The following is a 26,489-nucleotide window of genomic DNA, read 5'->3' as shown; positions in this document are numbered from 1 at the left end:
TTTACTCCTCCTTATTTCAATTTTGGATCTAATGCATCACGCAGTGCATCAGTAAACATTGAAAATGCCGTAACCAAAACCGCCATCGCTACAGATGCTGCGATAAGTTGCCACCATTTACCTAAAATCAATTCACTTTGTGCTTCATTAAGCATACTTCCCCATGACACAACCCCAACAGGAACACCAAATCCCAAGAAGCTCAAAATCACTTCTGACTTAATAAAGGCCACCACTAAAATCGAGATTTGCACCAATGCAATATGACTGACGTTCGGAAAGATATGCACAAAGATGCGTCGGAAATGACTCACCCCTATCGCTTTGGCAGCGAGTACATATTCACGCGAAGTATGTTTCATATACTCTGCGCGAATCAGACGATACACCCCCGTCCACCCAGTAAGTCCTAGAATGAGGACAATCGATAAGATCCCCTTTTGTTGTAGTACAGCAGCAATCGCAAGAACCAAGAGCAAATACGGAATCGAGGTAAAAATGTTATAGAACCAGTTTAAAATATCATCGACCCAACCACCGAAGTAGCCAGAAATTGCCCCTAAAATTGTCCCAATCACGACAGCAAGTAATGCAGCTACCACGCCAACAATAATAGATGTTTCAGCACCCTTAATGGTTTTTTGCAGGACATCCTGCCCCCATTTATCCGCACCAAATGGTAAAGTTTGTTTTAGCTCACTTTGTTGATCTAACAAATGACCACCCAATTGCTGATCAATCGCCTTCATATCTTCTGCTAGTGGATCGACAACGCCATAGTAGTCAATTGCATTGGCACCACCTTGCTCAGTCGCAATCTCTGCATTCAGTTCAGCAATTACATCCTTTAAAGGATCAACAGGATTTTCAGGCAATGCCATATCTTCTGCTGATGCTTTGGTTTTGGCTGTTTCATTGAGTTCCGCCCCAATAAAACTTGGAGGTGCATAACTCACAGCCACTTCTTTATTCCAATTGGATGCAACCACGCCTGTCATCGACAATAGCAACACCACGAAATAACACAGTACAACGAACAACGACACCATCGCTAATTTATCGGCTTTTAGGCGTCGCATCGCCAACTTCCACAAGCCAGTCGATGCAGGTGTTGATGCCGTTGCTTTGGTCTTATTGAATATTCCTAGCATAGGCCACCTACTTCAACTGAACGCGAGGATCGACAAGTTTATAAATCAAATCCGCGATTAAGTTAAAAATCATTGTAGCCGCTGCAACGTAGACCGTAATCGCCTTAATGACAGGGAAGTCACTGCGTTCAACAGCAATAATGACTTCACGACCAATACCCGGAATACCAAAGAATCGTTCAATTAGGAAAGCGCCTATCAGCAGTGCCGGTAGACTCGACATGACATCGGTAATAATTGGAATTGAGGCGTTACGCAGTACATGTACACCTAAAATACGGCTTTCACCCACACCTTTTGCGCGCGCAGTTCGAACATAGTCTTGATTGACTTCATCCAATACAAAACTGCGGTATAAGCGCAAAGTTGGCGCAATACTCACCACCAACATAATTAAGATAGGCAGTAAACCGTATTTAAATAAGTTTTCGCTAAAGTGATCACTCCAGCCTTGAACCGGAAACCAACTCAACTGATATGCAAAAACGTATTGGAAAACAATAATGTAAACCAAAATACTGATCGACATACCAATCGTACAAAGCATCATAATCATACGATCAGTTAATGTGCCACGAACTGAAGCCACAGCAAGTGCCAAACCAATTGAAATGATCGTTTGCAAAATGGTTAAAGGAATTAAAATCGTCAGTGACGGTCCTAGACGGGTCAAAATAATATCTGACACCGACTCACCTGTACTCCAACTCATTCCATAATCAAAAGTTAAAATCTGCTTAATGAAAATCCACAATTGGACATAGTAGGGTTGATCAACCCCCAACTGTTGACGGATGTTTTCAATTTGCTCTGGGTTCGACATTTTGCCTGCTAAAATATAAGCAGGGTCCCCACCTACCCAGTTAAATAAGAAGAATATGAGCAGAACAACCCCCAACATCGTTGGGATCATCTGCCATATACGCCGTATGATATATGCCAGCATAAAGTTGTCCTTACTTCACTCGTTGTCCAGTAATTTCATCAAAGAAAGCTTTGTTATCAGGTTTACGACCTAAGAAATCATGCACCAGTTTCTCTGCTTCATATTGACCACCTTGCGACAAGATCGTTTTACGGTAGCGTTGTCCCACTTCAGGGTTATTTAGGTTATCTCCGAAAGCAGACAACATATCGAGTGCCATCACTTCAGACCACATATAGCCATAATAGCCGACTTGGTAACCGCCCATGATATGGTTGAATTGTCCTGGGAATTCAGTGCTTGGGACATAGCCTAAAGCTGTCTCGCCTTCCATTTTCTTCCAGACATCTAGAGGTTTAACACTCAAAGCATCTGATGAGTGAAGTGCCATATCATATTTTGCATACAAGGCTTGACGTGCATAATGCAAACCACGTCCATAGCTATGAACTGCTTTTAATTTATTAATCAGTGCATCATCTACAGGTGGACACGCTGGATTACAGTAATTTGCGAGTGTAGATAAAGTTTCTTTACGACGCGCCCATTCTTCATACATTTGTGAAGGTGCTTCTACAAAGTCGCGCTCTACAGAAGTCCCCGATTGGGATGCATAGCGTGTATTCGACAAAATACCGTGTAAAGCATGACCAAACTCATGAACAAAGGTTTCAAGTTCATCACTATTTAAACCTTTACGGTTAAAGTTGGTCACCAAAGCAGAAATAGGTTTACGCTTAGTCAAGGTACTACCACCTTTTACACCCCAAACAGCCGCATGCCCATACTTCCCTTCACGTGGGTATTTATCGATATATAAACCACCAAGCAGCTCACCGGTCTTTTTATCTTTTACATCATAATATTCAACTTCTGACTGCCAAACATCAACTTTCGCAGGCTTAAATTCAATGCCATAAAGGTCAGATGAAATGGCAAAAATCCATTCTTGAGATGCTTGGGTTGGGAAATAGTCACGCAATTTTTCTTGATCGATTTGATACTTTTCTTTGCGAAGTTTTTCACTCCAATAACTCTCACTCCAGCGATTGATTTCAGCTTTTTCGAGTGGAATTTTCAGGCTTTTCGCTTTGAACTCACGTAAAGTCTCAACTTCTTTTTTCTCTAAAGGTGCCACCGTTTGATGAACATCGGCTAAGAACTTATTTACTGTTTCAGGGTCTTTTGCCATACGGTGTTGCAACACCCATTCGGCATAGCTTTTTTTGCCAAAGAGCTGCGCAATTTCATAACGTAAATCCATTGCTTGCTTTAACAATACTAAGTTTTTCTCAGTACCACGACGCGTGAATGCAGTTTGGTAACGCTTACGCGCATCATCGCTTTCTGCTAGTTCCATAAATGGACGGTATTCTGGGTATTCAAAACCGAGCAAATAATTGCCCTTTTCATTTTTCTTTAAGCCCGAAATATAGCTGTCTGGCAAGCCTTTCAACTCCGCCGGTGTAAACTCCAGTTTTTCTTTATTATCTCGTACATTACGAGCATATTCTTGTTCAATTTTTGCTAATTCATCAAAGATAGCTTTCAAACGAGCACGTTTTTCAGGTGTAAATTGTACCCCTGTATTTTCAAAACCATCCAAGATGTCTTGACGCATTTTTTTATCAATTTCGTCATTGGTTTTGAGTTTTTTAATTTGCTCGTAAAGTTTTGGATTTTGATAAACCGAAGTTTGAAACTCCATAATTTTAATTTCACAATCTTCCGCAGCCTTACGTAAAGCCTCATCAGGATCGACGTTACTATATAGTCCGATTGGTCCATAAAAATCTTCAAATTTGGCAAAAATTTGATCCCACTCCGCCAAAACAGGTGCTGCTTTTGCATTATTTTTTATCTTTTTTTGCTCAAATGCCGCTAAATCTGTTTTCACTTGCTGAATTTTGGCATCACACAGCGCAGGTATTTCTTTGGCTTGGAACTTTGGCAAAGTACTCCGTATTGAATCTTCGGCTTGAACGAATTGGCTAGCGCCGATCATCAACATACTGAGGGTGGTGAGTTTCAAAGCTTTATTTTTCATAATTTCTCCAGTTTTGTTCCATTTTATTTTTTCGGGTCAATATCGATGTACATCCATTCTGTTACCAAAATTGGATGCTTTTTATAACCAATCACGCGTGGTTGCGACAACACACTACGGTAACGTGCATAATTAATTTGGACAGGCATGTACACTTCTAATATGCGTGACATTTTCCGATAGATTGCATCACGCTCCGGTCCCGGTTTCATACGCTGCGTCTGTTCATATAAACGGTCGTATTCAGGAATTTTTGAACAGCCGTTGTTGGTGACATTGATATTTTTGCCATAGAACAATTGCATAAAATTGTCTGCATCTGGATAGTCTGCGATCCATGCAGATGCTTTAAACATGGTTTTACACTGTTTTTCGGCTTTTAAAGCTTCTGCAAATGGCATCGACTTTGTTGTCATTTTAATTTTGATGCTATCTAAAGTTTTCTTCCAAAATTCGCCCAACTGCTGACTACGGCTACTATTGCCCGATATCGTCATTTCAATCGTAAGCGGTTTACCATTCGGTTGAGTACGCCAGCCATCTGCGCCGACTTTATAGTTATAACGATCGAGCAATAAATTTGCCGCTTTAACTGAGTATGGAATACTCGACTTATAATTCGGGTCATAGCCGACAACGCCGAGTGGAATTGGGCTTTGTAATTTTTGTGCATCACCATTCATCAAAATTTTGATTTGATTATCTGCTGAATAAGCCATCGCCATTGCACGACGTAATGCAATTTTTTCTTTACTAAAACCTCCAACCACAGGGTTTTGCATATTCCAATAGTGATAGTCGATAGAGGGGTCAGAAATCCGCGACATTTGGATGCCTTTTTTAGCCAACTCAGGCTTTAGCTCTCCATCTTTTAAGGCTTGTACCGACAAATCTCCATCTAGTACCAACAAATCCGCTTCATTTTTTGCAAATGTCAACCAACGTGATTGTGATTCTTCCATCACCTGAATATCAATCACGCCAATTTGCGGCATTTTTTTGCCTTGCATGGCTTTTACAATCTTTTCATCTTTGGCATCTGATGCCTTGAAGTCCCAGACAAAGCCACGATAGTTTGGATTGGCCTTTAAAATAATTCGTGAACCAGGTGTCCAGCGTGTCAAAATATATGGCCCTGTGCCCACAGGTTTACCCATCACAAAACCCGCTTTGTCTCGATATTTTTCGACCACTTCACGTGCCATGGCCGATGCAGGTTGATGAGCCAATAACATTGGAAAGTTTTGATCTGGAGAATTTAAACGAATGACAAGGGTATAACGATCAGGAGTTTGTATGCCTTCAATTGGTGCATCATAGTCAAACTTACCTGTTTTTTTCGCCTTATCTAAAACCTTCTCCATGCCTAAAATGCGGCCATCGAGTAGCCAACTGTTTGGTGAGCGAAGTTGTGGATCGACTAAACGTCTAAAGGTATATGCATAATCAGCCGAGGTTAACTCTCTTTTCTTGCCCTTAAACACAGGATCATCAGCAAAATAAATGCCTTTTTGCAGGCGAATGGTATAAGTCAAACCATCAGCACTGATTTCTGGCATCGCAGCCGCCGTTTTAGGAACCAACTTTGCTGGTGATGCTAAATAGTCATAGGTATATAAGGTTTCAAAGATTGAGGTATTCACATGTGCAGAATACAGATCATGTACGCCAACTGGGTCAAAACCTGTTTCTGCGACAGGGAAAATATGACGTAAAACTTTATTTGGATCTGCTGGATTCTTTGCCATTGCTAATGTCGGCATCGCACTGAATAGCACTCCCCCCATCAAACACGCTGTAGCAAATTTGGTTAGCGTAAAATTCGAATTTCGCTTCATTGTAATCCTGACTCAATTATTTTTTACTAGGCTGAATATCGAGATATTGCCAACTGGTGTTCATCATTGGATGTGTTTTATACCCCTGAATTTCAGGGTGAATTAACCAATTACGAATCCGTGTAGAATGGATAATCCAAGGGTTATCCGCTTCAATTTGACGGTTCATTTTTTCATAAAAAGGTTCACGATCTTTAGGTTTCAACACAATTGCTTGTTTATATAAAGCGTCATAAGCTTTAGATTGATAACAACTTAAATTCCCTTGTCCTGAATTTGGCCCATATAGTAATTGAGCAAAGTTCTCCCCTTCAGGATAATCTGCAATCCACGCTCCTGACCACATCATATATTTACATTGCATTGCTTCTTTTAAATTATCAGCAAAGTTACTGACCTTAAACTGTACCCGTATTCCAATGGCATCGAGATTTTTTTTCCACAACTCAGATTGAATCACCGATTTAGAGCTATTTTCAGTATTTATTTTTAAGGTCAACGCTTTACCATCGGGCAAGGTTCGATAGCCATCAGCACCTTTCTTATACCCAAATCGATCCAGTAATTTATTAGCCAGCAATGGGTTATATCCCAAACTGCTGCGATATTTTGGATTAAAGCCACTCACACCTTCTGGCAAAAACATTTCAGCCTTTACGGCCTGCCCTTGATATAACTGTTTAATCGCTTCAGCTTGATTGTATGACATGCTGATGGCACGGCGTAACGCAATCTTTTCAAGGCTTTGACCACCGACAAGCGGGTCTTGCATATTGAACATGCTGTAGGTGATTTCAGCATCTTTATTTGGATAATGCTTAATGCCAAGCTTTTGCAAATCAGGCTTAAGTTTATTTTGCGAATCTAAGGCTTGCGGTACTGCATTTGAGGTCAATTTATCAAAATTCAGCTGCCCTGTTTTAAATGCTAACCACCGTGACTGTTCTTCTTCAATAATACTGACGGAAACCTTGCCGATTTGTGGCATTTTCTTCCCGTTCATTTCTTTGACTAACTGATTGTCCCAAGCTGTGCCTGTCGATTTAAAATTCCAGACAAAACCACGATAATTCGGGTTTGCAACCAATTCGATCTTGCTACGTGGCACATATTTACTGAGCTGATACGGCCCCGTTCCTACAGGATGTTGTGCAATTTTATTACCATAAAATTCAACAACTTCTTTTGAAATTGCACCAAACGTAACATAGGCCAAAATATATTGGAAATTATAGTCAGGGCGCGTCAAAGTAATTTGCAAAGTATAAGGATCTATCGCTTTTAGGCCGGCAATTGCTGCATTGTAATTAAATTTTCCTGACTTTTTTGCATCCGCAACGACCGCATCCCCCCCTAAGATCTTGCCATCAATAAATGAATAAGTCGGAGAACGGTTAGCTGGATCTAAAATTCGCTGAATTGCGTAAATGTAATCTTGCGCAACCAGCTCGCGTTTTTTCCCCTTAAAGGCTGGATCATCTGAAAAATGGATGCCTCGTTTGATTTTGAAGGTATAGACTTTTCCTTCTTGTTCAATCTTTGGCATCGCTTCAATGGTATTTGGAACAAGAACAACAGGACGTGCTAGATAGTCATATTTTAATAAGGGTTCAAAAATCGCTTCCGCAATATTGCCACTATAATAATTATAGGTTTTGACCATATCAAAACCATCATCCGGTGCTTCAAATGCAATATTTAAAACTTTATTCGATTGTGCAGAAGCTTGAACCTCGGCCATCATCCCTGTTGAAATTAATAATGCAAGGAGCGCTATTTTAAATTTTCTAGTTTCCAAACCTTTTCCTTTCTGATGATTTTTTAATAATACAAAGCCGCAAGCAGACTTTAAATAAAGCCACCCTCACTAAAATAAAATGAACCAGTTTAAATTAAGTTTTAAACGTAGAACTTAATACACTCATTAATATAAAGCGAAATTCATGCCACCACTCCTTGGTTGAAATTTATCTGAATTAAATATCCTTTTAAATTCATTTTTTAAGATAAATTTATACTAATAGCGACTTTCCGAGTAAAGCTCGTTTTTATCAAAAATTCAACTCTTGGATGTGTACTCATCCATGCACATTCTGCACAAATATAATACATTCCTGATTCATAATGGATCATGTTCAGATGAAATGACAGACAACAGACAACTAAGCCACTGAATTTATGGTTTTTATTTTTTATTTATTTCTCTTATTAGCCTTATAAATCAAACACATAAATATGAATTAAATCACACTTTTTATGGTTTAATTTGCACCTAATCATGTTTTTAAATTTTTTTTTGATCAAATGTTAAATTCCCAATAAACCCCAATCAAAAGGATAATTTTAAAAAATATACTTACCGTTCATCTTAAATTTCTCCAATTTAAAATCAATAATGTAGATATTTATCAGTATTTTATATTTGAAAATATAATTTAAATATAAATATGGCACTTGAATTGCTTAAAAAGAATCAAGCAATATCGCTAACTACAACAAAAAGGAATACTTTTACTATGAAAGAGAAAAAAAATGCTAAATCTGTGGGGGGCACACCATTTAGCAAAACAATACTTAAATTAAGTACTCTTAGTTTAAGTATGCTGTGTTTATCTTTAGCGCATGCAGCAGAAACAAATGAAGAAGAAACAGTTAAGCCAACAAAAGTAGCCAAAGTAACTGTGACTGGTTCATCCATTAAAGGGGTTTCTGCTCAAAGTTCTTCACCTATTACGGTGATTAAAGTTGAAGAATTAACTAAACAAGGGGTTACAACGACTGAAGAAGCCTTAATAAAAATTAGTGCGAACCAAGCGGGCTACAGTACAGCGCAAAACGTTGGTGCAAGTAATACGTCAGGCTCAACAGCGAACTTACGTGGCCTAGGATCAGATAAAACCCTTGTCCTACTTAATGGACGTCGTTTGGCTTATAGCCCATTTAGTACATCTGAGACCAACTTAAATACTATTCCGCTTGCAATGGTTGAACGTATTGAGGTTTTACGTGATGGTGCCTCTGCAACTTATGGTGCAGATGCAATTGCAGGTGTAATTAACTTTATTACCAAAAAACAATACACAGGCTTAGGTATTAGCGGTGGTTTACTCAAACCAGAAGATAAAGGTGGCGAAGAATACGATGTTTCGATTTTTGGTGGCTATGGCGACTTAGATGAACAAGGTTTTAACGTTTATGGCGCAATTGACTACCGTAAAGCCAAAGAAATTATGGCAAAAGACCGTAAAGTCAGCCGTCGTGGTGGCCTTCTACCTGAGTTAGGTATCGATGCTGGTTCAGCAAATGGCTTCCCTGCTAACTTTCTTGATCCAAACGGCGGGCCTTTAGATGATGAAGGCAATCCTGAAGGTGTTCTCGCAAACCCATACGGTGGAGCTGCAAACTGTAATAACTTAGTCAATGTAGTTGAAGATGGCGGACTATGTTTCCTCAACACCCAAGCATTAATTGGTATTCAGCCAGAAACTGAGGACTTGTCTGCAATTGGTCGTGCAACCATCAAACTTAGCGATAACTTCAACGCTATTGGTGAATATGTCTATGCAAAAAGCAAAGTGACGACTTCTATTGCTCCAGACGTCTACAGCCGCTCTGTCACGATTCCTAAAAGCAGTCAATATTATCCAGGCGAGGGTATTACCCCTGGTGTAGATGGTCTAAGTGGTGATCCATTACAACTCTACTTACGCTCTCAAGCCGGTAACCGTGTTTCACAATCTATCAATGAATCTCATCGTATTTTTGCTGGACTTGAAGGTGAAGCATACGGTTGGGATATCAACGGTGGCGTAACTTACGCAAAAGGCGAAGCATCAGATAGCTTTGTTAGTGGATACTTAAATCGTAACAAACTACAAGAAGGATTAAATGACGGCACAATCAACCCATTTGGTCCATCTGCAGATGCTAACGTTTGGAACTCATTAAATGTGAGTGGTACAACAAACGAAGCAACACTTGATTCCACAACATTTGACTTTACCGTGAGCCGCCCGATTTACACCTTACCAGCTGGTGATGTTGGTTTTGCATTTGGTGGAAGTTTTACAACTCAAGATTGGGAAGCAAAAGTAAACTCTGAGTTAGTACGCCTTGTACCGGGTAGTGGTATTGACCCTGACAAACCTCTGAGTAAAGGTGACCGAGATATTACTGCCGCTTTTGCTGAGCTTCAAATTCCAATTACCAAAACGATTGAAGCTCAACTTGCAGCACGTTATGACGACTACAGCGATTTTGGCGATACGTTCAATCCAAAAGTCGGTATTCGTTGGGAACCAATGAAGCAACTTATGTTCCGTAGTACATACAGTACTGGTTTCCGTGCTCCAAGCCTTTGGGAAATTAATGCGCAACAAAGCAAAACCTACACTGGCGCAAAATATAACGACCCTGTCCTTTGTCCAGGTGGTAATCCAACTTCACCTCAATATCAAACCGAATGTAATACTCAGTTCTACCGTATGCAAGGTGGTAACCCAGATCTTCAACCAGAAGAATCTAAAACATTTACCGCCGGTTTTGTTTACGAACCAATTAAAAACTTAGTTTTAGCTGTTGATTATTACAACATTGAAATTGAAGAATTAGTTGGTCAAGTAGGTGAAACTTCAATTTTTGAAGATCCTGAGAAATATGCTTCATTATTCGTGCGTGGTGCCGATGGTCGTATTGAATACATCAATACCATTCTAATGAATACAGGGGGTATTAAAACTCAAGGTATCGACATTAGCTTAGATTACCTTTCACCATTAACCGCGACAGGTCGTTTTGGCTTTGGCATTAATGGTACCTATGTCATCAAAAATGACTACCAAGAAGAAAAAGGCGGTGATTGGGAAGGCTTAGTAGGTGTGTATGACGACCCTGCTGTTTTACGTTGGAAGCACACAGCGAATCTAAATTGGAGCTATGAAAACTGGAAAATCATCTTCGAACAACAGTTCTTCCGTGGCTACGATGACCAAAACCAAATCGGCGAAGAAAAATTTGATAAACACCGTGTGCCTGATTACACACTGTATAACGTTGCAGGAACATACAGTGGTTTCAAAAACTTAGAAATCACTGGTGGTATCAAAAACCTATTTGCTGAAGAGCCTGCTGCATCGAACGTATTAGATAACTTCCAATATGGTTATGACCCTCGTTATAGCGATCCTACTGGTCGTACATTCTATGTCCGTGGTACTTACAAGTTCTAAAAGCTAAATTTGCAAGTACGATTCCAATAGGAATCGTACTTGCACTATTTATTTAATTAATTAGTCAAACATAAAAAATGCAAAAAACACTTATATCTCAAGTGCCAATTTCACTATTGATTGTTTGTCTCACATTTCAGGAGTAGTAATGGGCAAAAGCTTTTCCGAATTAGAAAATAATTCCGGCAAACGCCTGATCGGAATTGGGGCAGTCATTCTTCTGCATCTCATTGTACTCTACGGATTAATTACTGGGCTTTCCAAAAAAGGTGAGAAAACTGTAGAAGAACCTGTTGAATTAATCATTATTCAAGATAAAAAACCTGAGCCAGAAAAACCGAAACCAATTGAAAAACCACCTGAATTACCAAAACTGGTTAAGGAAGTGCTCAAAACACCAGCCCCTCAACCTGAACAAAAGGTTGTTGAAAAAGCTGCACCAACACAAACAGTTAAAGCCGTTTCAACACCTACGCCTACAGCTTCCCCATCTCCTAGCCCTGTTGCAGCACCTGCACCAGTCGTTGCGGCAGCACCCGCGCCTGCCCCTGCTCCAAAACCAGCTGGGGAAACACGTGGTGCATCTGAGGGAAGTGTGGGATGTAAGGAGCCAGATTATCCTCGTGAAGCTGCAATGGCAGAAGAAGTAGGAACTGTCCGCATCTCTGTATTGGTTGGGCCTGACGGCAGTGCGAAACAAGTGAAGGTCAAAAAATCGAGTGGTACTAAATCTCTAGATAAGGCTGCTAGCAAAGCATTCAGCTTATGTACATTTAAGCCTGCACTCAAAAATGGTGAGCCAGTTGAAGATTGGTTTGATATTGAATACGAATTTAAACTTGATTAATGAATCTACAAAAATTTGGAGAATATAAATGAATAAAATGATGAAATCTGCGCGTATTTTTGCATCTGCTACAGTTTTAGTAACAAGTACATTACTCCCACTGCAAGCAGCATTTGCTGAAGAATCTGCAAATACTGCAACAACACAAGTAGAAACTACGAATACAACAAATACACCTGCACCGCCACCAATGCCTACAGCAACCAAAGAAGTCTATAACCCGTATGGCTTAGAAGCACTATGGCGTGAAGGTGACATCGTTGCTAAATCGACACTCTTTATCTTGGTCCTGATGTCGATTGGAACTTGGTACATCATGGTCACTAAATTTATTCAACAAGCTAAAATTAAACGTCAAGGCAAAGAAGCCGAAGCTAAATTTTGGGATGCTGCTTCAATTGATAGCGCAGCAGAAACCTTAGACGAATCGAGTGCATACCGCTTTATTGCAGAAAAAGGCATTAATTCAACCAAAAAACACGGCGGTAATCTGCTGGAACGTATCGACTTCAACACATGGGTAACTATTTCAATCCAGCGTGCTATCGATAAAATTCAAAGCCATTTAAGTGGTGGATTAGCTTTCCTCGCTACTGTAGGTTCGACTGCACCATTTGTGGGTTTATTCGGTACAGTTTGGGGTATTTACCATGCTTTAACGGCAATTGGTATTTCAGGTCAGGCATCTATTGATAAAGTTGCAGGCCCAGTCGGTGAAGCCCTAATTATGACGGCAATTGGTTTGGCTGTAGCAGTACCTGCGGTTCTTGGCTATAACTGGTTAACACGTCGTAATAAAGCAGTTCTAGATAATGTTCGTACCTTTGGTTCAGATCTACACACCGTACTTTTAAGCGGTGAGATCAAAAACAATAATAACGACACAAAATAAGAGAGGCATCAGCCATGGGAATGATGGTCAATTCAGATGGTGACGAAGATGATGTAATTTCAGCCATTAACACAACACCTTTGGTTGATATTATGTTGGTGCTGCTCATTATTTTCTTAATTACAGTACCTGTTGCAATCCATACAGTTCCGGTGAAGTTGCCTGAGGAAAAGAATACGCCTTATGAAACTAAACCGATCAATATTCAGATTGCTGTCAATAAAAATGGCGATATCTTCTGGAATGAAAAATACATTGCAGATAAAGATACGCTGATCAGTCGACTACAAGCGGAAGCTAAAAAGCGTCCGCAACCTGAAGTTCATATCCGTGGCGATCAGGTGACAAAATATGAAGCGATTGATGAAGTCATTAGTGCAACACAAGCAGCAGGAATTGGCAAAATTGCTTTTGTCACCACCCCTGTTGCCGCACCATAATCGGATGAGGGACAAGGTATGGGAATGAATGTCGGTTCCGATAAAGACGATGATGTTATGTTGGACGTCAACATGACGCCATTGATCGATGTGATGTTGGTTTTGCTCATTATGTTTATTATCACAATTCCAATTCCAAATAACTCGATCAATATTGATTTGCCAAACGGTACGCCACCGCCAACCAATGAAAAGCCGCCTGAGCCGGTCACTTTACGGATTGATGCGCAAGGTAAATTATTTTGGAATGGTCAACCCGTTGCCAATAAGCAAGCTTTAGAAACACTTTTTGCTGGTGTTGCACAACAAGCAGATCAGGATACGATCAAAGTGCAACCTGACAAAATGACAGAATATAAAGATGTCGCTATGGTGATGGCAGCAGCACAACGTTTGAATGTCAAAAAAATTGGGGTCTCAGCAAATCAATAATTGCTCCCCAACAAAAAAAGCCAACTGATCACCTCAGTTGGCTTTTTTAATTCTTCACAGAAATCTATACAGTTAGTGACTCAGAAAGAAACTCTTAGTATTTATTAAGTATTTTTCTGCTTCCAAAATTCATATAGCTCATGATCACAGTTTGGCTTTAACTGACTAAAACTCAACCCTTGCTGCTCATGAGGTTCATGTCTTAATTTTTCGGCAATCTCTGCTGTAGATAAGCCATAGGCTTCTGCATCAGCATTTGAATAGGCATACACAATTTTTTCAACTCCAACCATTCGCAGAGCTGCCAAACACATTGGACACGGTTGTCCGCTCGCATAAACGACACAGTCCTTCAAAGACGTCGTATTTAAATTTTGTGCGGCTTGTCTTAATGCATTTAACTCGGCATGAGATGTCGGATCGCCTGAGATTAATATTTCATTCACCCCTGTACTCACCACAGCACCATGCTTAACGATCACAGCACCAAATGGTCGCCCACCTTGCTCAATATTTTCTTTCGCAAGTTGAATCGCAAGTTCTATAAACGCATGATCCGTCATAATTACACCCAATCATTGTCAATATATAGAGTTAGCCCATTATGCCAATACAGGAACATCAATCCATAACGCCTCTGGAAAGAGTTTGGCTAAATATGCTTTTAAATATTCAGCAGTATCTTTAGAAATCAATGCATCTTGCGATTCATCATTTAAATTATAAGCCAGTGCATAAAGCGCCAAGCCACGACTTTTTAGTGCTTCCAAACTTAAAATCGTATGGTTAATGCTGCCCAAACGCCCCGAAGTCACCAAAATAACGGGATATTGCTTCTCTACAACATAGTCGATGGTTAAAAGGTCCGTAGTCAATGGCACCATCAACCCTCCCGCACCTTCGAGTAAAACGTTGTCATATTTTTCAGTTAAACGTTTTGTCGCGTATTCAATTTTAGCAAAATCAATGTCACGTCCATCGAGTTTGGTGGCGAGATGTGGCGACGCAGGATAACTAAATATTTCAGGCATCGTAAGTTTGGTTTCATCTTCGACCAACAACCCCGTACCCATAATTTGACGATGTTGTTCTATATCCTCAGAAATATCGACATTGCCTGTTTGAATCAACTTTTGCGTGATCGTTCGCACCCCTTGTTCATTCCATATTTTAGCCAAATAGCCCGTGGTATATGTTTTACCGATGCCTGTATCGATCCCACTAATGAAATAAACTTGCCCTGTCATGGCATTCTCCGTGCAATACAAAAAATCGGATGATAGGTCAGTGTATAACGCATCTGCCCAGACTCATCACGCAAAGAAAACTGTTGATATGCTGAATAAAAATCAAAGAGCGATTGTTTCGTCCATCGGAAATGTGATGCTGTCGCAGTCACACCTGTCGCTTTTAAATGCTGCAAAACCTGCTTTGGATGATCAAAATATAATGCCGCTGTCTGCTCTGAAAGATGCAGAATTTCAAAACCATTTTGACTTAATATGGCTTGAAGCATTTCAACATCGAGGTAGTCCAAACCCTGCCCAGTCAAAGCTTTTATTTCCTGTAAATTTTGCTTTCCAAAGGTCGAAAAACAAAAATATGCCCCTGGATTTAAATTTTGAAAGGCTTTTTCAACAATGCCCGCAAAGTTCCCTACCCATTGCAAAGCCGAACTAGTTGCGATCAAGTCGATATGCTGTGGAAATTCAAGTTGTTCGATATCTCCAAGTCTGTACTGAATCTGCGGACTTGACGGAAAATGCTGTTGAATTTCTGCATATAGATCATTTAAAACCAAATGATTGATTTGCATATTTTCCAGCATTAAATGGCTTAAATTCCCCGAGCCACATCCAATTTCAAAAACCGTTTCTATAGGATGATTTTGCAACTTTAGACAATACTGCTGCATCAACTCAAATAAATGTTGAACAATCTCTTTTTGTACAACGGCATGTTCAGCATAGCTCTGCCCTGCCTGAGCAAATCGCAAAGCCACTTGGGATTTATCAATCTCAAAATTATTCACAAGTCACTCACAACAATTGAGTCAACTGATCAAGATCTGTTTGTGCAATCTGAGCAGTGAGTGAAATGCGTAAGCGCGAACTATGCTGCGGCACAGTGGGTGGACGTACAGGCATGATATAAAAACCTGCCGCTTGCAAAGCTTGAGCCTTAGCAACAGTTTTATTCGACTCGCCAATAATGACGGGCACAATATGTGATGTAGATGGACAATCAAAACCTTGGGATTGCACCGCTTGTTGCAAATTTTGACTGATTTGCTGTAAATGGTGACGCTCTGCTTTTAAATTTAAAACGTTCTTGAAAATAAAATCTGTCCACACCATACAGATCGGGGGCTGTGCAGTACTAAAAATCAACGGTCGCATCGAGTTAATCAAATAGTCACGAATAATCGAATGACAAATGAGATACCCCCCTATTGAAGCCAGTGCTTTACCAAATGTACCGACTAAAAGATCAATATCATCCATCACCTGATATTGCTCAGCACAGCCTAAACCACGCTCACCGCGCACACCGATTGCATGCGCCTCATCGACATACAACATCACTTTGGAAAATTGTTTTTTGATCCGTACCAATTCAGCCAAATCAGTTTCATCACCATCCATACTGAAAATCGATTCAGTCACCACAATGATCCGCTCAAAAGCCTCATCTTCATGGTATTTACATAAAAGCTGAAATAGATGCGCCAAATCATTATGGCGATAACGTACATATTTCGCACTCGATAATCGGATGCCATCAATCATACTGGCATGAATCAGCTTATCCGCCAATATCAAGGTTTTACTGTCTGCCAGTGCAGGTAAAATCCCGATATTCATGTGATAGCCGCTGTTAAATAACAGTGCTGATCGGCCATGAAAGGCATCACTTAATGTTGATTCAAGTTGCTCATATTCTGGAAAATTCCCCGTCAGCAACCGCGAAGAGGATGAACTCATCCAACGCTGTGCGTTCGGGGTTTCATCAAAAAATTGTTCACGTAGATGTTGGTTTGAAGCCAAACCTAAATAGTCATTTGACGCTAAATTCAACATGTTGTGATCGTGAATACTAATGTAACGATCGTGCTGATGATTTGAAGTGAACTGACGTAAGTTGCCTTGCTGTTTTAGTTGATCAAGTTGATCTGAAAAATGGTTGAGCAGATTCATGCTGGCTGCTCCATGTTTTTCACCACCTCAACCATTTGTTCTAGCAAAATTTTTAATTCATGCTCAGAAATAATATATGGCGGCATCACATAAACTAGCTTACCGAATGGACGAATCCAAATGCCACGACGGACAAACTCCTGTTGTAGCATTTTCATATCTACATTGAAGGTCAATTCCACCACACCAATAGCACCAAGTATTCGCACATCTTTGACATGTTCAAGCGATGAAAGTGCTAGTAAATGAAACTTCAATTGAGTTTCGATACGTCGAATATTGGCTTGCCAATCTTGAGAAAGCAGCAGTTCGGTACTTTTTACAGCCACAGCGCAAGCCAAAGGATTTGCCATAAAGGTTGGGCCATGCATAAACACGCCGGCTTCGCCTTGGCTAATCGTATTTGCGACTTTCTGCGTAGTCAGGGTTGCAGACAAGGTCATATAACCGCCTGTCAGCCCTTTACCAATACACATAATATCTGGCTCGACTGCAGCCCATTCCCAAGCAAAGAGTTTTCCTGTTCGCCCAAAGCCAGTCGCAATCTCATCAAAGATCAGCAAGATATTGTATTGCTTGCAGAGTAATTTAGCTTGACGCAAATATTGAGGATGATAGAAACGCATACCTCCTGCGCCTTGTACAATCGGCTCAAGAATCAATCCCGCAATATTTTCATGCTGTTCAATCAGAGTCTTTTCTAGTTCAGCAATATCCGCTGAATTCCACGCTTGGTCAAAGCCAATTTGCGGCGCAGGAACAAAAATTCGATTTGGCAAACTTGGGCCAAAAATTTGATGCATCCCTGTCACGGGATCACACACAGACATCGCATTCCAAGTGTCGCCATGATAGCCAGAACGTGGAGTGACAAAATTGGTTTTATTCGGTTGATGCAAAGACGCCCAATACTGCACTGCCATTTTCAAGGCTACTTCGACAGCAACCGAACCTGAATCAGCAAAGAAGATTTTATCTAAACTGGGCGGGGTGATTTTTAACAGTAATTTAGCCAGTTGAATCGCGGGATCATGCGTCAATCCACCAAACATGATATGAGACATCTGTTGCAGTTGATCGATCACAGCCTGATTTAGCTCGGGATGGTTATAACCATGAATCGCACACCACCATGAAGACATACCATCAATCAATTGACGACCATCTTCAAGCTCAATCATCACCCCTTGCGCACGTTTCACTTTAAACGTTGGAAGGGGCTGAGTCATCGATGTATAGGGATGCCAAATATGCTGCTGATCAAATTGTAGATCGGTTAAATTGGCCATCCCTCACTCCATGTATCAGGCTAAAACATCAATGTGGCAAGATGTTAAACCCACGGCAAGGAAAAATAAATTGCCATAAAGCCCAGCTAGTCAGAGATTTGTTCTATTTTCTTTAAATATTGGCAGATTTTGCAACTTATGACCTCAGATTGAAACAATGGAAAGCCATGTGAGCCAGAAACCAATTCTGTCTCCAAAAACTTTACAGCTAAATTACGCAGTAAGCGTTCAACTTTGTAACTAACCAAATAATCTTGCTTAGCAAAAATATGGTATTGATGACCTGTGTAGTTTTTCAAGATACTGACATTATTAAGCTTCTCCAAACAGTTTAATCCTGCTCGAAGCACATCTAAATTTTGCGCTTGAATCAAACTTTGCAAGATGATGAAATCTTGCTTGGTGCTATAAGTACCCTGACAAACCATATAACCAAACTTTTTTAGGGTCGAAATTGCATCCTGCTCGAAAGATTGTTTGAAGCTTTGAAAAGTCGCTTGATCCATCGCAGCAGACCACTTTTCATGAGCCACAAAACTTGGATTTGAGCCAAGTGTGATCAGCACTTTTTGTTGTTGATATTTTTTTTGAATTTCATCTACCAAAATCGTCGCCAATTGACCACCAAGTGACCAGCCAATAATCACATCAAATTGCTGCGCCAATTCAACTTTCTGTTCGAGCACTTCTAGATTTAAGGCATCAAAAATATTCCATAATTCGACCTGATAACCTTGCGCGATCAATGCCTGCTGTAAAGGAGTAAGTAATTTACGACCGCCGCCCCAACCAGTAATAAGTAAAATCTGTTGTTTCAATGCAAACTCTAAAATTAAACGATTCCAAATAGTATAAAAGTTCAGAGCAAGTTTGATAGTGGCATTTCAGCACATCAACCGGTTTGCCAAAAGACATTCAAAATCGACTTCAATAAATAAAAAATCAGCCAGCCTACAGCGCTTTAAAATTTGTTAAGATCGAATAAAGAACAATATAAACTGATGCTCTATGAAAGTTTCTTCATTGCTTAAAATCTGTTTAATGACATGTGCTTTAATAGCAACGACCCAAATCACAGTTGCCGAAACATCAATACTCAGCACCAGTCAAAACAAACAAAAACAATGGGTTGGCACACCCGCACCCAACTTTAAATTGCAAGATCAAAATGGAAAATGGCACGAACTGAAGCAATATCAAGGGAAATGGCTCGTTCTGTACTTTTATCCCAAAGACAACTCACCCGGTTGTACAGAAGAAGCCAATCAATTTAAAACCCTATATCCACAATTTTTAAAAACTAATGCGGTTGTTTTGGGCGCAAGCTTAGATGATGTTGCATCACATCAAACGTTCTCTAAAGCACTCGGACTTCCCTTTCCAATTCTTGCCGACCTCCAACATAAGCTGGCGACACAGTTAGGTATTGTACGAAACTTAGGGATTTTGAAAGTTGCCAAACGTGAAACCTTTCTGATTGATCCGAAAGGCATTATTGTTTATCACTACACCAGTGTGAATACACAGACACATGCGGCGCAAGTCTTGGCAGATATTAAAAAACTACAACAATAGTTTTCATGGCCCAATAAAAAACCCAGCAGAAGCTGGGTTTTTTGGATATTTTTTAAATTACATTTGAGACTGAATATAGTTTGGTAGACCAATAAGTTCGATCAAACGCATTTGCTTTTCAAGCCAGTAAGTATGATCTTCTTCAGTATCTGACATTTGCTGACGGAGCATATCACGGGTCACATAGTCACCCTTTTCTTCACACAATTTTACGCCTTGTGCAAGTTTCTCACGAACATGATATTCAAGCGCCAAATCCGCTTTTAAACAAGTCACAACGTCTGTACCGACTTCAATATCATCACGATTCATATTCGGCGTTCCTTCAAGGAACAATACGCGCCGAATCAATGCATCTGCATGTGAGCCTTCTTCTTGGCTTTCATGATCGATACGTTCAAAGATTTTACTTAAGCCCCAATCTTCATACATACGGGAATGAATTAAGTATTGATCACGAGCAGCCAGTTCGCCACCGATCAGCATATTTAAGTAGTCTACGACTTCTGGATTGCCACGCATTTTCTTCACTCCATACCCTTTTCAAATATTATGGACAAGTTTCAAAATGAATGCAAAATATAATTTTTGTAAGTTTATGATTTATATAAAATTTAAATGATAAACATACGCATTTGCAGTTCAATTCCGCGCATTTTTCACATATAAAAGAAGCCCTTGCAGAAAATTTAAGGCATTTGGAACACGAAATAATCAAAAATCGCTAGATGCTGTTTTTTGTAACAATTAACAATGCGTCTTGTTTAGCAAAAATATCTCCTGATTGATTCAACACACTGAGCTTATCGCTATGGGAAACTTTATATTGATGCCCTATGCATTGCTGTCAAAGACAAGGCGAAAATCTCCAACGAAGACAGACTTAAGCTGAAGTCCAACGTGCATTCTTCCACGCTTGCTGTTGCCTTAAATCTAGAAAAGTCCAAGCGACAAAACGGCTTTCTTTTTGTCCCTGCGTCATTTTAATGGTTTTCACATCCACTGCGCCGCTCTTCGCTAAGGCCTTTAAAAGCACGGGCAATGTTGTTTTCTTGGAAACCAGCGTACTAAACCAAAGGCATTGCTCAGCAAAATGAATACTCTCTTGCACCATTTGGCAGACAAATCGTTCTTCACCACCATCACACCAGAGTTCGTTCTTTTGACCACCAAAGTTCAATACCACCTTGGTCCGATTAACTGGCTTACCCAGTTTTCTTAATTTTTGCGTTGCTGTCGCGTTGGCTTCATCTTGCGAGGCATGAAATGGTGGATTACACATGGTCAAATCAAAACGATCTGAAGGTTTAATCACACCATTGAAAATATTGCTCGCTGTCTTCTGCAATCGAATCTGAATCCCTTTACGCAGATTCGGATTGGCCTCCACAATAAATTGAGCACTTTTAACCGATGCAGCATGTATGTCTGAGCCGACAAATTTCCAACCATAGCTCCGATGACCAATGATCGGATAAATACAGTTCGCGCCAACCCCAATATCTAAGACTTGAACGGCGTGTCCAGTTGGAATCTGCCCTTTATTGTTTGCACTCAACAGGTCAGCTATATAGTGGATATAGTCCGCTCTACCCGGAATAGGTGGGCAAAGATAATCTTGAGGAATATCCCAATATTGAATGCCATAAAAATGCTTGAGCAATGCTTTGTTGAGCATTTTCACAGCGTGCGGATCAGAAAAATCTACCGATAAATCATTATATTTATTTGGGCTGACAAAAGGCGCAAGTTCCGGACAACTCTTGATTAACTGCGGAAAATCGTAACGACTGCGATGCAGATTTCGTGCATGTAGTTCCGATTTTTGTTGCGGAAAAGATTTCTTTGCTTGCGCCATATGAATGCCAATAATCAACGGGAGAACAGAATCATCTGATAAGGCAGGATATCTACCTGCAAATTAGTTGATATTGTACGTGAATTTACCCCCCAATTGCTCCCCCAACCTGTTATTTGTCTTTCTGCAAATCAATAACCACGTGGACATCTATTCTTATTTAATCTGTACATTTTTGGTTGCTATAGCATTAGATTTCATTAAAAAAACCGTGGAAGATGAAGAATCAACAAAAAAGCCCAATCTGTGATGATAGGGCTTTTCATATCAGCATAAAATAATGATTTATATGAAATAAAAGTTAGTATTCGTATAGCGTGTATTATGTTAATTTTAGGGGAACTTAATATTCATTATCCATCTAAATCAAATATATCTAGAGAATCAACATACGGTAAGATCATATAATTATGATCTGATAAATGTCGTTTCAACCTACTACTAGTTTCTTGATTATAAGAATAAATGTTATCTAATTCTTCGAAGAGAGAATCCAGTTTCTCTAAGGTAAAGCTTGGCTTCTTGATAAAAAATAATAAACTCGCACCTAAGCCAACATATTCTAGATCAAAATTCTTATCCAAATATTGGATTAAACTGAAAGATTCAAAAGGAGATAGATCACAACTAAAATATCCATTGAGCTGTGCTGCAAATTTTTCATGATCATTTTCAGAATTAACTAATTTAATTTGAATAACTTCATCTAAAATTTTTTCAGGCTGCTCATTAATTTTTAATAAAACAGATAGGTCTTGATCACTATAATTAAATTTTCCATGTAGATCATGAATGTTCACCTTATTTTCAGATCTTAATAATTGATCAATATGATACTTAACCTGAAATGGCAGGGTGTTGTCATAGCTTATATCTTCATCTTCACCCTCTTCAATAATTTCCGATGTATCAAAATAAAGTCCATCTCCCATCGAAGCATGCATAGACGTATATTCACACTGTCCTATATCTTCTAAAAGCATTAACACTTTCTTAGGAGCATTTTTTGCTTTAATTTCTAAATACAAATTGAGAACATCTTTCCAAGATTTAGATCCACTAATTGTTGCAAAACACAACAATTCTTGAGCCTCATCACTTAAAAGGGGATTTGCTTTCTTTTCGATATTAAGTGTAGTCATAAGATTTTTAGAAAGTTAACTGAAGCCAAGAATTATGTCAGATCTCCTCCATTTAACATAATGGCTGTTATACGAAATGAAAATGTTAGAACCCATTTAAAGTGTCTATATTCTCACCAATAAAAATGTCTAGTTTATGATGGTTTTTATCACCATGGACTGGATATAAATATAGATGCTGATCACTATGTCTGACAAAGAAATTCAACGGCTTGCAGTTCTGCAAGACGTTCGAGATCATCGTATTACCCAGGTCCGTGCTGCTGAAATCCTAAATCTTTCCACCCGTCAAATTACCCGGTTATTGCAGAAGCTCAATCAAGATGGTGTCTCAGGTATGGCACATGCCAGTCGTGGTCAACCTGGCCATCGTCGCCATGATGACTTGTTAAAATCAAAGTGCCTTTCCATTATTGCTGAACATTTACTGGGCTTTGGACCCACCTTGGCGCATGAGAAGCTCAACAGCATGTTTGACCTGAATATCCCGGTAGAAACGCTTCGGCGCTGGATGACGGCCAATGACCTGTGGATTCCGCGATCCAAGCGCCTGAAGCGTCCATATCAGCCACGTTATAACCGGGATTGCTTCGGTGAACTGATCCAAATTGATGGCTCATATCATGACTGGTTTGAAGGTCGAGCTGCAAAATGCTGCTTGTTGGTTTATATCGATGATGCCACTGGAAAGCTGTTGCATCTGCGCTTTTGTGAGGCTGAAACGACCTTTGACTACATGCTTTCAACCCGAGCCTACATTGAACAATACGGCAAACCTCTAGCCTTTTATAGTGACAAGCATTCGGTATTCAGAGTTAATCAGAAATCCAGGCAAGACAGCCAGATTACGCAATTTGGGCGGATTCTGAATAATTTGAACATCGATATTATCTTTGCCAACTCACCCCAAGCCAAAGGTCGTGTGGAACGTGCCAACAGAACCCTTCAGGACCGTCTGATCAAAGAGATGCGCCTGGAAGGCATCGGTTCGATTGCAGAGGCCAATATATGGTTACCCTGCTTTATTGAGCAGTTCAATCAGAAGTTCGCCAAATGTTCGCGAAACTCAAAGAACCTGCATCGGCCATTAAGCGAATCTGATCTTGAACTGGATGATATTTTTACCTGGCAGGAACCGCGTAAGGTCACCAAGAATCTGACCCTGACCTATGACAAGTGTATTTATATGCTTGAACCGACAGAGCTGAATCATAAGCTTGTTGGGCAATACATTTCATTTCTGGAGTACCCGGATGGTACTGTGGCAATCATGCATGAAGGACGGAAGATCAACTATAGCGTCTTCAATAAACTGGCTGGACTACAGCAGAATGATGTGGTTGAGAATAAAAGATTAGGTTCGGTCCTGGCCCATATCCAGCAGCAACATGAGGAATTGGAGAAACAGAATAAACGTTCCCGTCTCAAGAAAAGTATGCCGAGTCGTAAAGCTCAGAAAGTTGTTATTGAACAAAGAAATTTAAATCCTGTGCTTGACTCTTGTAGTTAAAAACAGGACATTTTAAATGGTTTATCGCATAGACATTTTAATTGGTGAATAACAGAAAAAACCTAGGCACTGGTCTAGGTCTTAAATTTTAAAAAATACATAAAAATTAATATAATAGTCTCAACATTTGCCTATTGTGACTTGTTTTAACTCTAATGAATCATCAAATTCAAAATGTAAATAGTTATCAAATATTCTGTATTTAAGCCAACTGTCACCTTCTCTTTCGGGGGGGGGCCAAATAGATTGGCTACAGATTGCTTCGTACTTTTATGATTAATACCTATAATCAGATCTTCTAAAAACGGGTATAAGTAATATTCTTCATTCTCTTTGACTTAGATAAAAATGGTATCTAGTATTTGATGTTCATTAAACCTGAACGTAACCCCTCTCTTAAAAATTGCCAATAGAATAGCTTTTCTCCACCGAAATTAGTCTCTAATGAGTCAAACTCACTTGCAACAAGAATAACTGCTTTCAAAATATCTGAACTTGACTCTTTAGTTCCAAGACAGGATACAAAAATCTCTACATCACCTGAAAAATTCACTTATTACATACCAATCAAAATCTTCTTTATTCTTTGGTTTTATCATATTTAAAGTGAAATCTCTGATTCAAAATTAAAATTTTCAAAAGCTGCATCTATTACGAAATGAAGAAGCCTAGACCTAAGATCTAGGCTTTAAATTAAAGCTCACAAGTTAGATATGACTCTTTGTCCATTTATTTATGAGATTTTGCGCCCATAATCATAAGAATATGCATCTATCCAACACTCATCCCATCTGAGCATTTTTAAGATCAATAAAAAATCACTTTTGTAGCGCTCTCATGAGATTTCTGCTGAATTTAGAGCACATTAAACTCAATAATAAAAATATATTTTTTCAAATTAATCAAAGACAAAACTAAATATTCTCAATATGATAAAAAATGCGTCAATTAAAGTTGAAGAACATGAATACCAAGACAACACCGATACTCGTTACAGGCGCCACAGGCTATATTGCCAGCTGGGTCATTAAAAATCTGCTTGAACAAGGACATACAGTTCACGCCACCGTACGCGATCTGAATAAGAAAAAAAGCTTTGCTCACTTAGAGAATATCGCAAACCAAAGTACTGGCACATTCAAACTGTTTGAAGCCAATTTACTTACACCGCATGCCTTTGATGAAGCCATGCAAGGCTGTGAAATTGTGATCCATATGGCATCCCCTTTTGTAGTGACCAACTATAAAGATGCAGTAAAAGATATTATTGAGCCTGCGGTAATAGGCACAGAAAATGTATTAAACAGCGTCAACCAAACAGAATCTGTAAAACGCGTGGTGGTGACATCCAGTATTGCTTCAACTTATGGCGATGCGATCGACATTAAGCAAACAGCAAATAACCAATTTGATGAGTCTCACTGGAACACCACCAGCTCTGAAACCCATCAGCCCTATCCATATTCAAAAGTCATGGCGGAGCGCAAAGCTTGGGATATGCAAAAAGCACAAAACCGCTGGGAACTGGTTTGTGTCAACCCAGCGCTGGTTCTTGGCCCTTCACTAACTGCGATGACCAAGTCTGGCAGCGTTGAAGTGCTTGAGCAGTTTGCTAACGGTATGACCCTCGCAGGTGTACCGCCGATGTGGAATGGCATTGTAGATGTCCGTGATGTTGCGGATGCACACTTGCAAGCAGCCTTTAACCCAAATGCAAAAGGCCGTTATATTATCAGCGGCGGCACGCTCAGCCTGCTGGAAATGGGCAAAATTCTGCGCCAGCACTTTGGTCCAAAATTCCCCTTCCCGCGCAACCAGTTGCCTAAAGCCGCATTTAAATTGTTTGGCCCGCTGGCAGGTTTTTCCAAGTCTTTTGTTGAGCTGAATATGGGTTTTCCAATCTACTTCAATGCCGACAAAAGTAAGTCCGAGCTAGGCATCAGCTACCGCAATATTGAAACCAGTCTTGTTGAGCATTTTCAGCAGCTGCTGGATGATGGTGTGGTGAAGCAATATATTCCCTAAATTAGACATTCATTAAGCTAATAACTTGCTCAATTAGTTTGAAAAAAAGCCACCTTAAATAGGTGGCTTTTTGAATTGACGTGTATTGGTTAT

22 protein-coding genes are annotated in these 26,489 nt (G+C 39.8%); 8 read left to right on the top strand and 14 right to left on the bottom strand.

What is annotated here, in order from left to right; translation table 11 throughout:
- Window positions 1-11: 11 nt before the first annotated feature.
- The 5 genes from FTU12_RS10435 to FTU12_RS10415 form a co-directional block, all read right to left on the bottom strand.
- Complete coding sequence (locus FTU12_RS10435; RefSeq protein WP_078190066.1) at window positions 12-1,151, bottom strand: ABC transporter permease; 1,140 nt, start codon at window positions 1,149-1,151, stop codon at window positions 12-14.
- A 7-nt stretch (window positions 1,152-1,158) separates the two neighbouring features.
- A complete protein-coding gene (locus FTU12_RS10430) occupies window positions 1,159-2,097 on the bottom strand; it encodes an ABC transporter permease (protein ID WP_078190067.1) in 939 nt (312 codons plus the stop codon).
- 10 nt (window positions 2,098-2,107) lie between these two features.
- Complete coding sequence (locus FTU12_RS10425) at window positions 2,108-4,123, bottom strand: M3 family metallopeptidase (protein WP_078190068.1); 2,016 nt, start codon at window positions 4,121-4,123, stop codon at window positions 2,108-2,110.
- A gap of 23 nt (window positions 4,124-4,146) precedes the next feature.
- The gene (locus FTU12_RS10420; RefSeq protein ID WP_373684160.1) at window positions 4,147-5,910 is read right to left on the bottom strand and encodes an ABC transporter substrate-binding protein; all 1,764 of its coding nucleotides are present in this window, start codon (window positions 5,908-5,910) and stop codon (window positions 4,147-4,149) included.
- A 67-nt stretch (window positions 5,911-5,977) separates the two neighbouring features.
- Window positions 5,978-7,705 carry an ABC transporter substrate-binding protein gene (locus FTU12_RS10415; RefSeq protein WP_180114354.1) on the bottom strand — a complete coding sequence of 576 codons (1,728 nt, stop codon included), beginning with the start codon at window positions 7,703-7,705 and terminating at the stop codon, window positions 5,978-5,980.
- Window positions 7,706-8,477: 772 nt separating this feature from the next.
- On the opposite strand from FTU12_RS10415, the gene FTU12_RS10410 reads away from it, so the two are divergent.
- The 5 genes from FTU12_RS10410 (at window position 8,478) to FTU12_RS10390 (ending at window position 13,800) form a co-directional block, all read left to right on the top strand.
- Window positions 8,478-11,189: a TonB-dependent receptor gene (locus tag FTU12_RS10410; protein ID WP_180114317.1), complete on the top strand. Its 2,712-nt coding sequence runs from the start codon at window positions 8,478-8,480 to the stop codon at window positions 11,187-11,189.
- Between the two features lie 148 nt (window positions 11,190-11,337).
- The gene (locus FTU12_RS10405; protein ID WP_180114316.1) at window positions 11,338-12,036 is read left to right on the top strand and encodes an energy transducer TonB; all 699 of its coding nucleotides are present in this window, start codon (window positions 11,338-11,340) and stop codon (window positions 12,034-12,036) included.
- A gap of 28 nt (window positions 12,037-12,064) precedes the next feature.
- Window positions 12,065-12,928, top strand: coding sequence for a MotA/TolQ/ExbB proton channel family protein (locus tag FTU12_RS10400; protein ID WP_078194237.1), 864 nt, complete (start codon window positions 12,065-12,067; stop codon window positions 12,926-12,928).
- Between the two features lie 14 nt (window positions 12,929-12,942).
- Window positions 12,943-13,368: a biopolymer transporter ExbD gene (locus FTU12_RS10395; RefSeq protein ID WP_078190074.1), complete on the top strand. Its 426-nt coding sequence runs from the start codon at window positions 12,943-12,945 to the stop codon at window positions 13,366-13,368.
- 18 nt (window positions 13,369-13,386) lie between these two features.
- Entirely contained in the window at window positions 13,387-13,800 is a 414-nt protein-coding gene (locus FTU12_RS10390) for a biopolymer transporter ExbD (protein WP_078190075.1), read from the top strand.
- Window positions 13,801-13,904: 104 nt separating this feature from the next.
- Here the strand turns inward: FTU12_RS10390 and FTU12_RS10385 are convergent, their stop codons facing one another.
- The 6 genes from FTU12_RS10385 to FTU12_RS10360 form a co-directional block, all read right to left on the bottom strand.
- Window positions 13,905-14,363, bottom strand: coding sequence for a nucleoside deaminase (locus FTU12_RS10385; protein WP_180008179.1), 459 nt, complete (start codon window positions 14,361-14,363; stop codon window positions 13,905-13,907).
- Between the two features lie 39 nt (window positions 14,364-14,402).
- Entirely contained in the window at window positions 14,403-15,047 is a 645-nt protein-coding gene (gene bioD / locus FTU12_RS10380; RefSeq protein WP_180114315.1) for a dethiobiotin synthase, read from the bottom strand.
- Window positions 15,044-15,832 carry a malonyl-ACP O-methyltransferase BioC gene (bioC, locus tag FTU12_RS10375; RefSeq protein WP_180114314.1) on the bottom strand — a complete coding sequence of 263 codons (789 nt, stop codon included), beginning with the start codon at window positions 15,830-15,832 and terminating at the stop codon, window positions 15,044-15,046. Before bioC ends, bioD begins: the two co-directional genes overlap by 4 nt.
- 7 nt (window positions 15,833-15,839) lie before the next feature.
- Window positions 15,840-16,997: an 8-amino-7-oxononanoate synthase gene (locus FTU12_RS10370; protein ID WP_180026717.1), complete on the bottom strand. Its 1,158-nt coding sequence runs from the start codon at window positions 16,995-16,997 to the stop codon at window positions 15,840-15,842.
- Window positions 16,994-18,286 carry an adenosylmethionine--8-amino-7-oxononanoate transaminase gene (bioA, locus tag FTU12_RS10365; protein WP_180114313.1) on the bottom strand — a complete coding sequence of 431 codons (1,293 nt, stop codon included), beginning with the start codon at window positions 18,284-18,286 and terminating at the stop codon, window positions 16,994-16,996. Before bioA ends, FTU12_RS10370 begins: the two co-directional genes overlap by 4 nt.
- Before the next feature lie 86 nt (window positions 18,287-18,372).
- Entirely contained in the window at window positions 18,373-19,104 is a 732-nt protein-coding gene (locus FTU12_RS10360; RefSeq protein WP_180114312.1) for a YqiA/YcfP family alpha/beta fold hydrolase, read from the bottom strand.
- A gap of 190 nt (window positions 19,105-19,294) precedes the next feature.
- On the opposite strand from FTU12_RS10360, the gene FTU12_RS10355 reads away from it, so the two are divergent.
- Complete coding sequence (locus tag FTU12_RS10355) at window positions 19,295-19,861, top strand: peroxiredoxin (RefSeq protein ID WP_180026714.1); 567 nt, start codon at window positions 19,295-19,297, stop codon at window positions 19,859-19,861.
- 57 nt (window positions 19,862-19,918) lie between these two features.
- Here FTU12_RS10355 and bfr read toward each other — a convergent pair whose 3' ends face one another.
- From bfr to FTU12_RS10340, 3 genes are all read right to left on the bottom strand, one after another.
- The gene (gene bfr, locus FTU12_RS10350; protein ID WP_067762676.1) at window positions 19,919-20,383 is read right to left on the bottom strand and encodes a bacterioferritin; all 465 of its coding nucleotides are present in this window, start codon (window positions 20,381-20,383) and stop codon (window positions 19,919-19,921) included.
- Window positions 20,384-20,744: 361 nt separating this feature from the next.
- The gene (gene rlmF / locus FTU12_RS10345; protein ID WP_180005444.1) at window positions 20,745-21,719 is read right to left on the bottom strand and encodes a 23S rRNA (adenine(1618)-N(6))-methyltransferase RlmF; all 975 of its coding nucleotides are present in this window, start codon (window positions 21,717-21,719) and stop codon (window positions 20,745-20,747) included.
- Window positions 21,720-22,072: 353 nt separating this feature from the next.
- Window positions 22,073-22,861, bottom strand: a complete 789-nt coding sequence (locus FTU12_RS10340; protein WP_180114311.1) for a hypothetical protein — start codon at window positions 22,859-22,861, stop codon at window positions 22,073-22,075.
- 175 nt (window positions 22,862-23,036) lie between these two features.
- Here FTU12_RS10340 and FTU12_RS10335 point away from each other — a divergent pair, with 175 nt between their 5' ends.
- Entirely contained in the window at window positions 23,037-24,371 is a 1,335-nt protein-coding gene (locus FTU12_RS10335) for an ISNCY family transposase (RefSeq protein WP_180114310.1), read from the top strand.
- A gap of 963 nt (window positions 24,372-25,334) precedes the next feature.
- Window positions 25,335-26,396, top strand: a complete 1,062-nt coding sequence (locus FTU12_RS10325) for an SDR family oxidoreductase (protein ID WP_373683069.1) — start codon at window positions 25,335-25,337, stop codon at window positions 26,394-26,396.
- Window positions 26,397-26,489: the final 93 nt, after the last annotated feature.

The sequence above is a fragment of the Acinetobacter sp. YH12063 genome (assembly GCF_013419715.1).
Taxonomy (GTDB): domain Bacteria; phylum Pseudomonadota; class Gammaproteobacteria; order Pseudomonadales; family Moraxellaceae; genus Acinetobacter; species Acinetobacter amyesii.
This window is presented reverse-complemented; position numbering and strand designations above follow the sequence as displayed.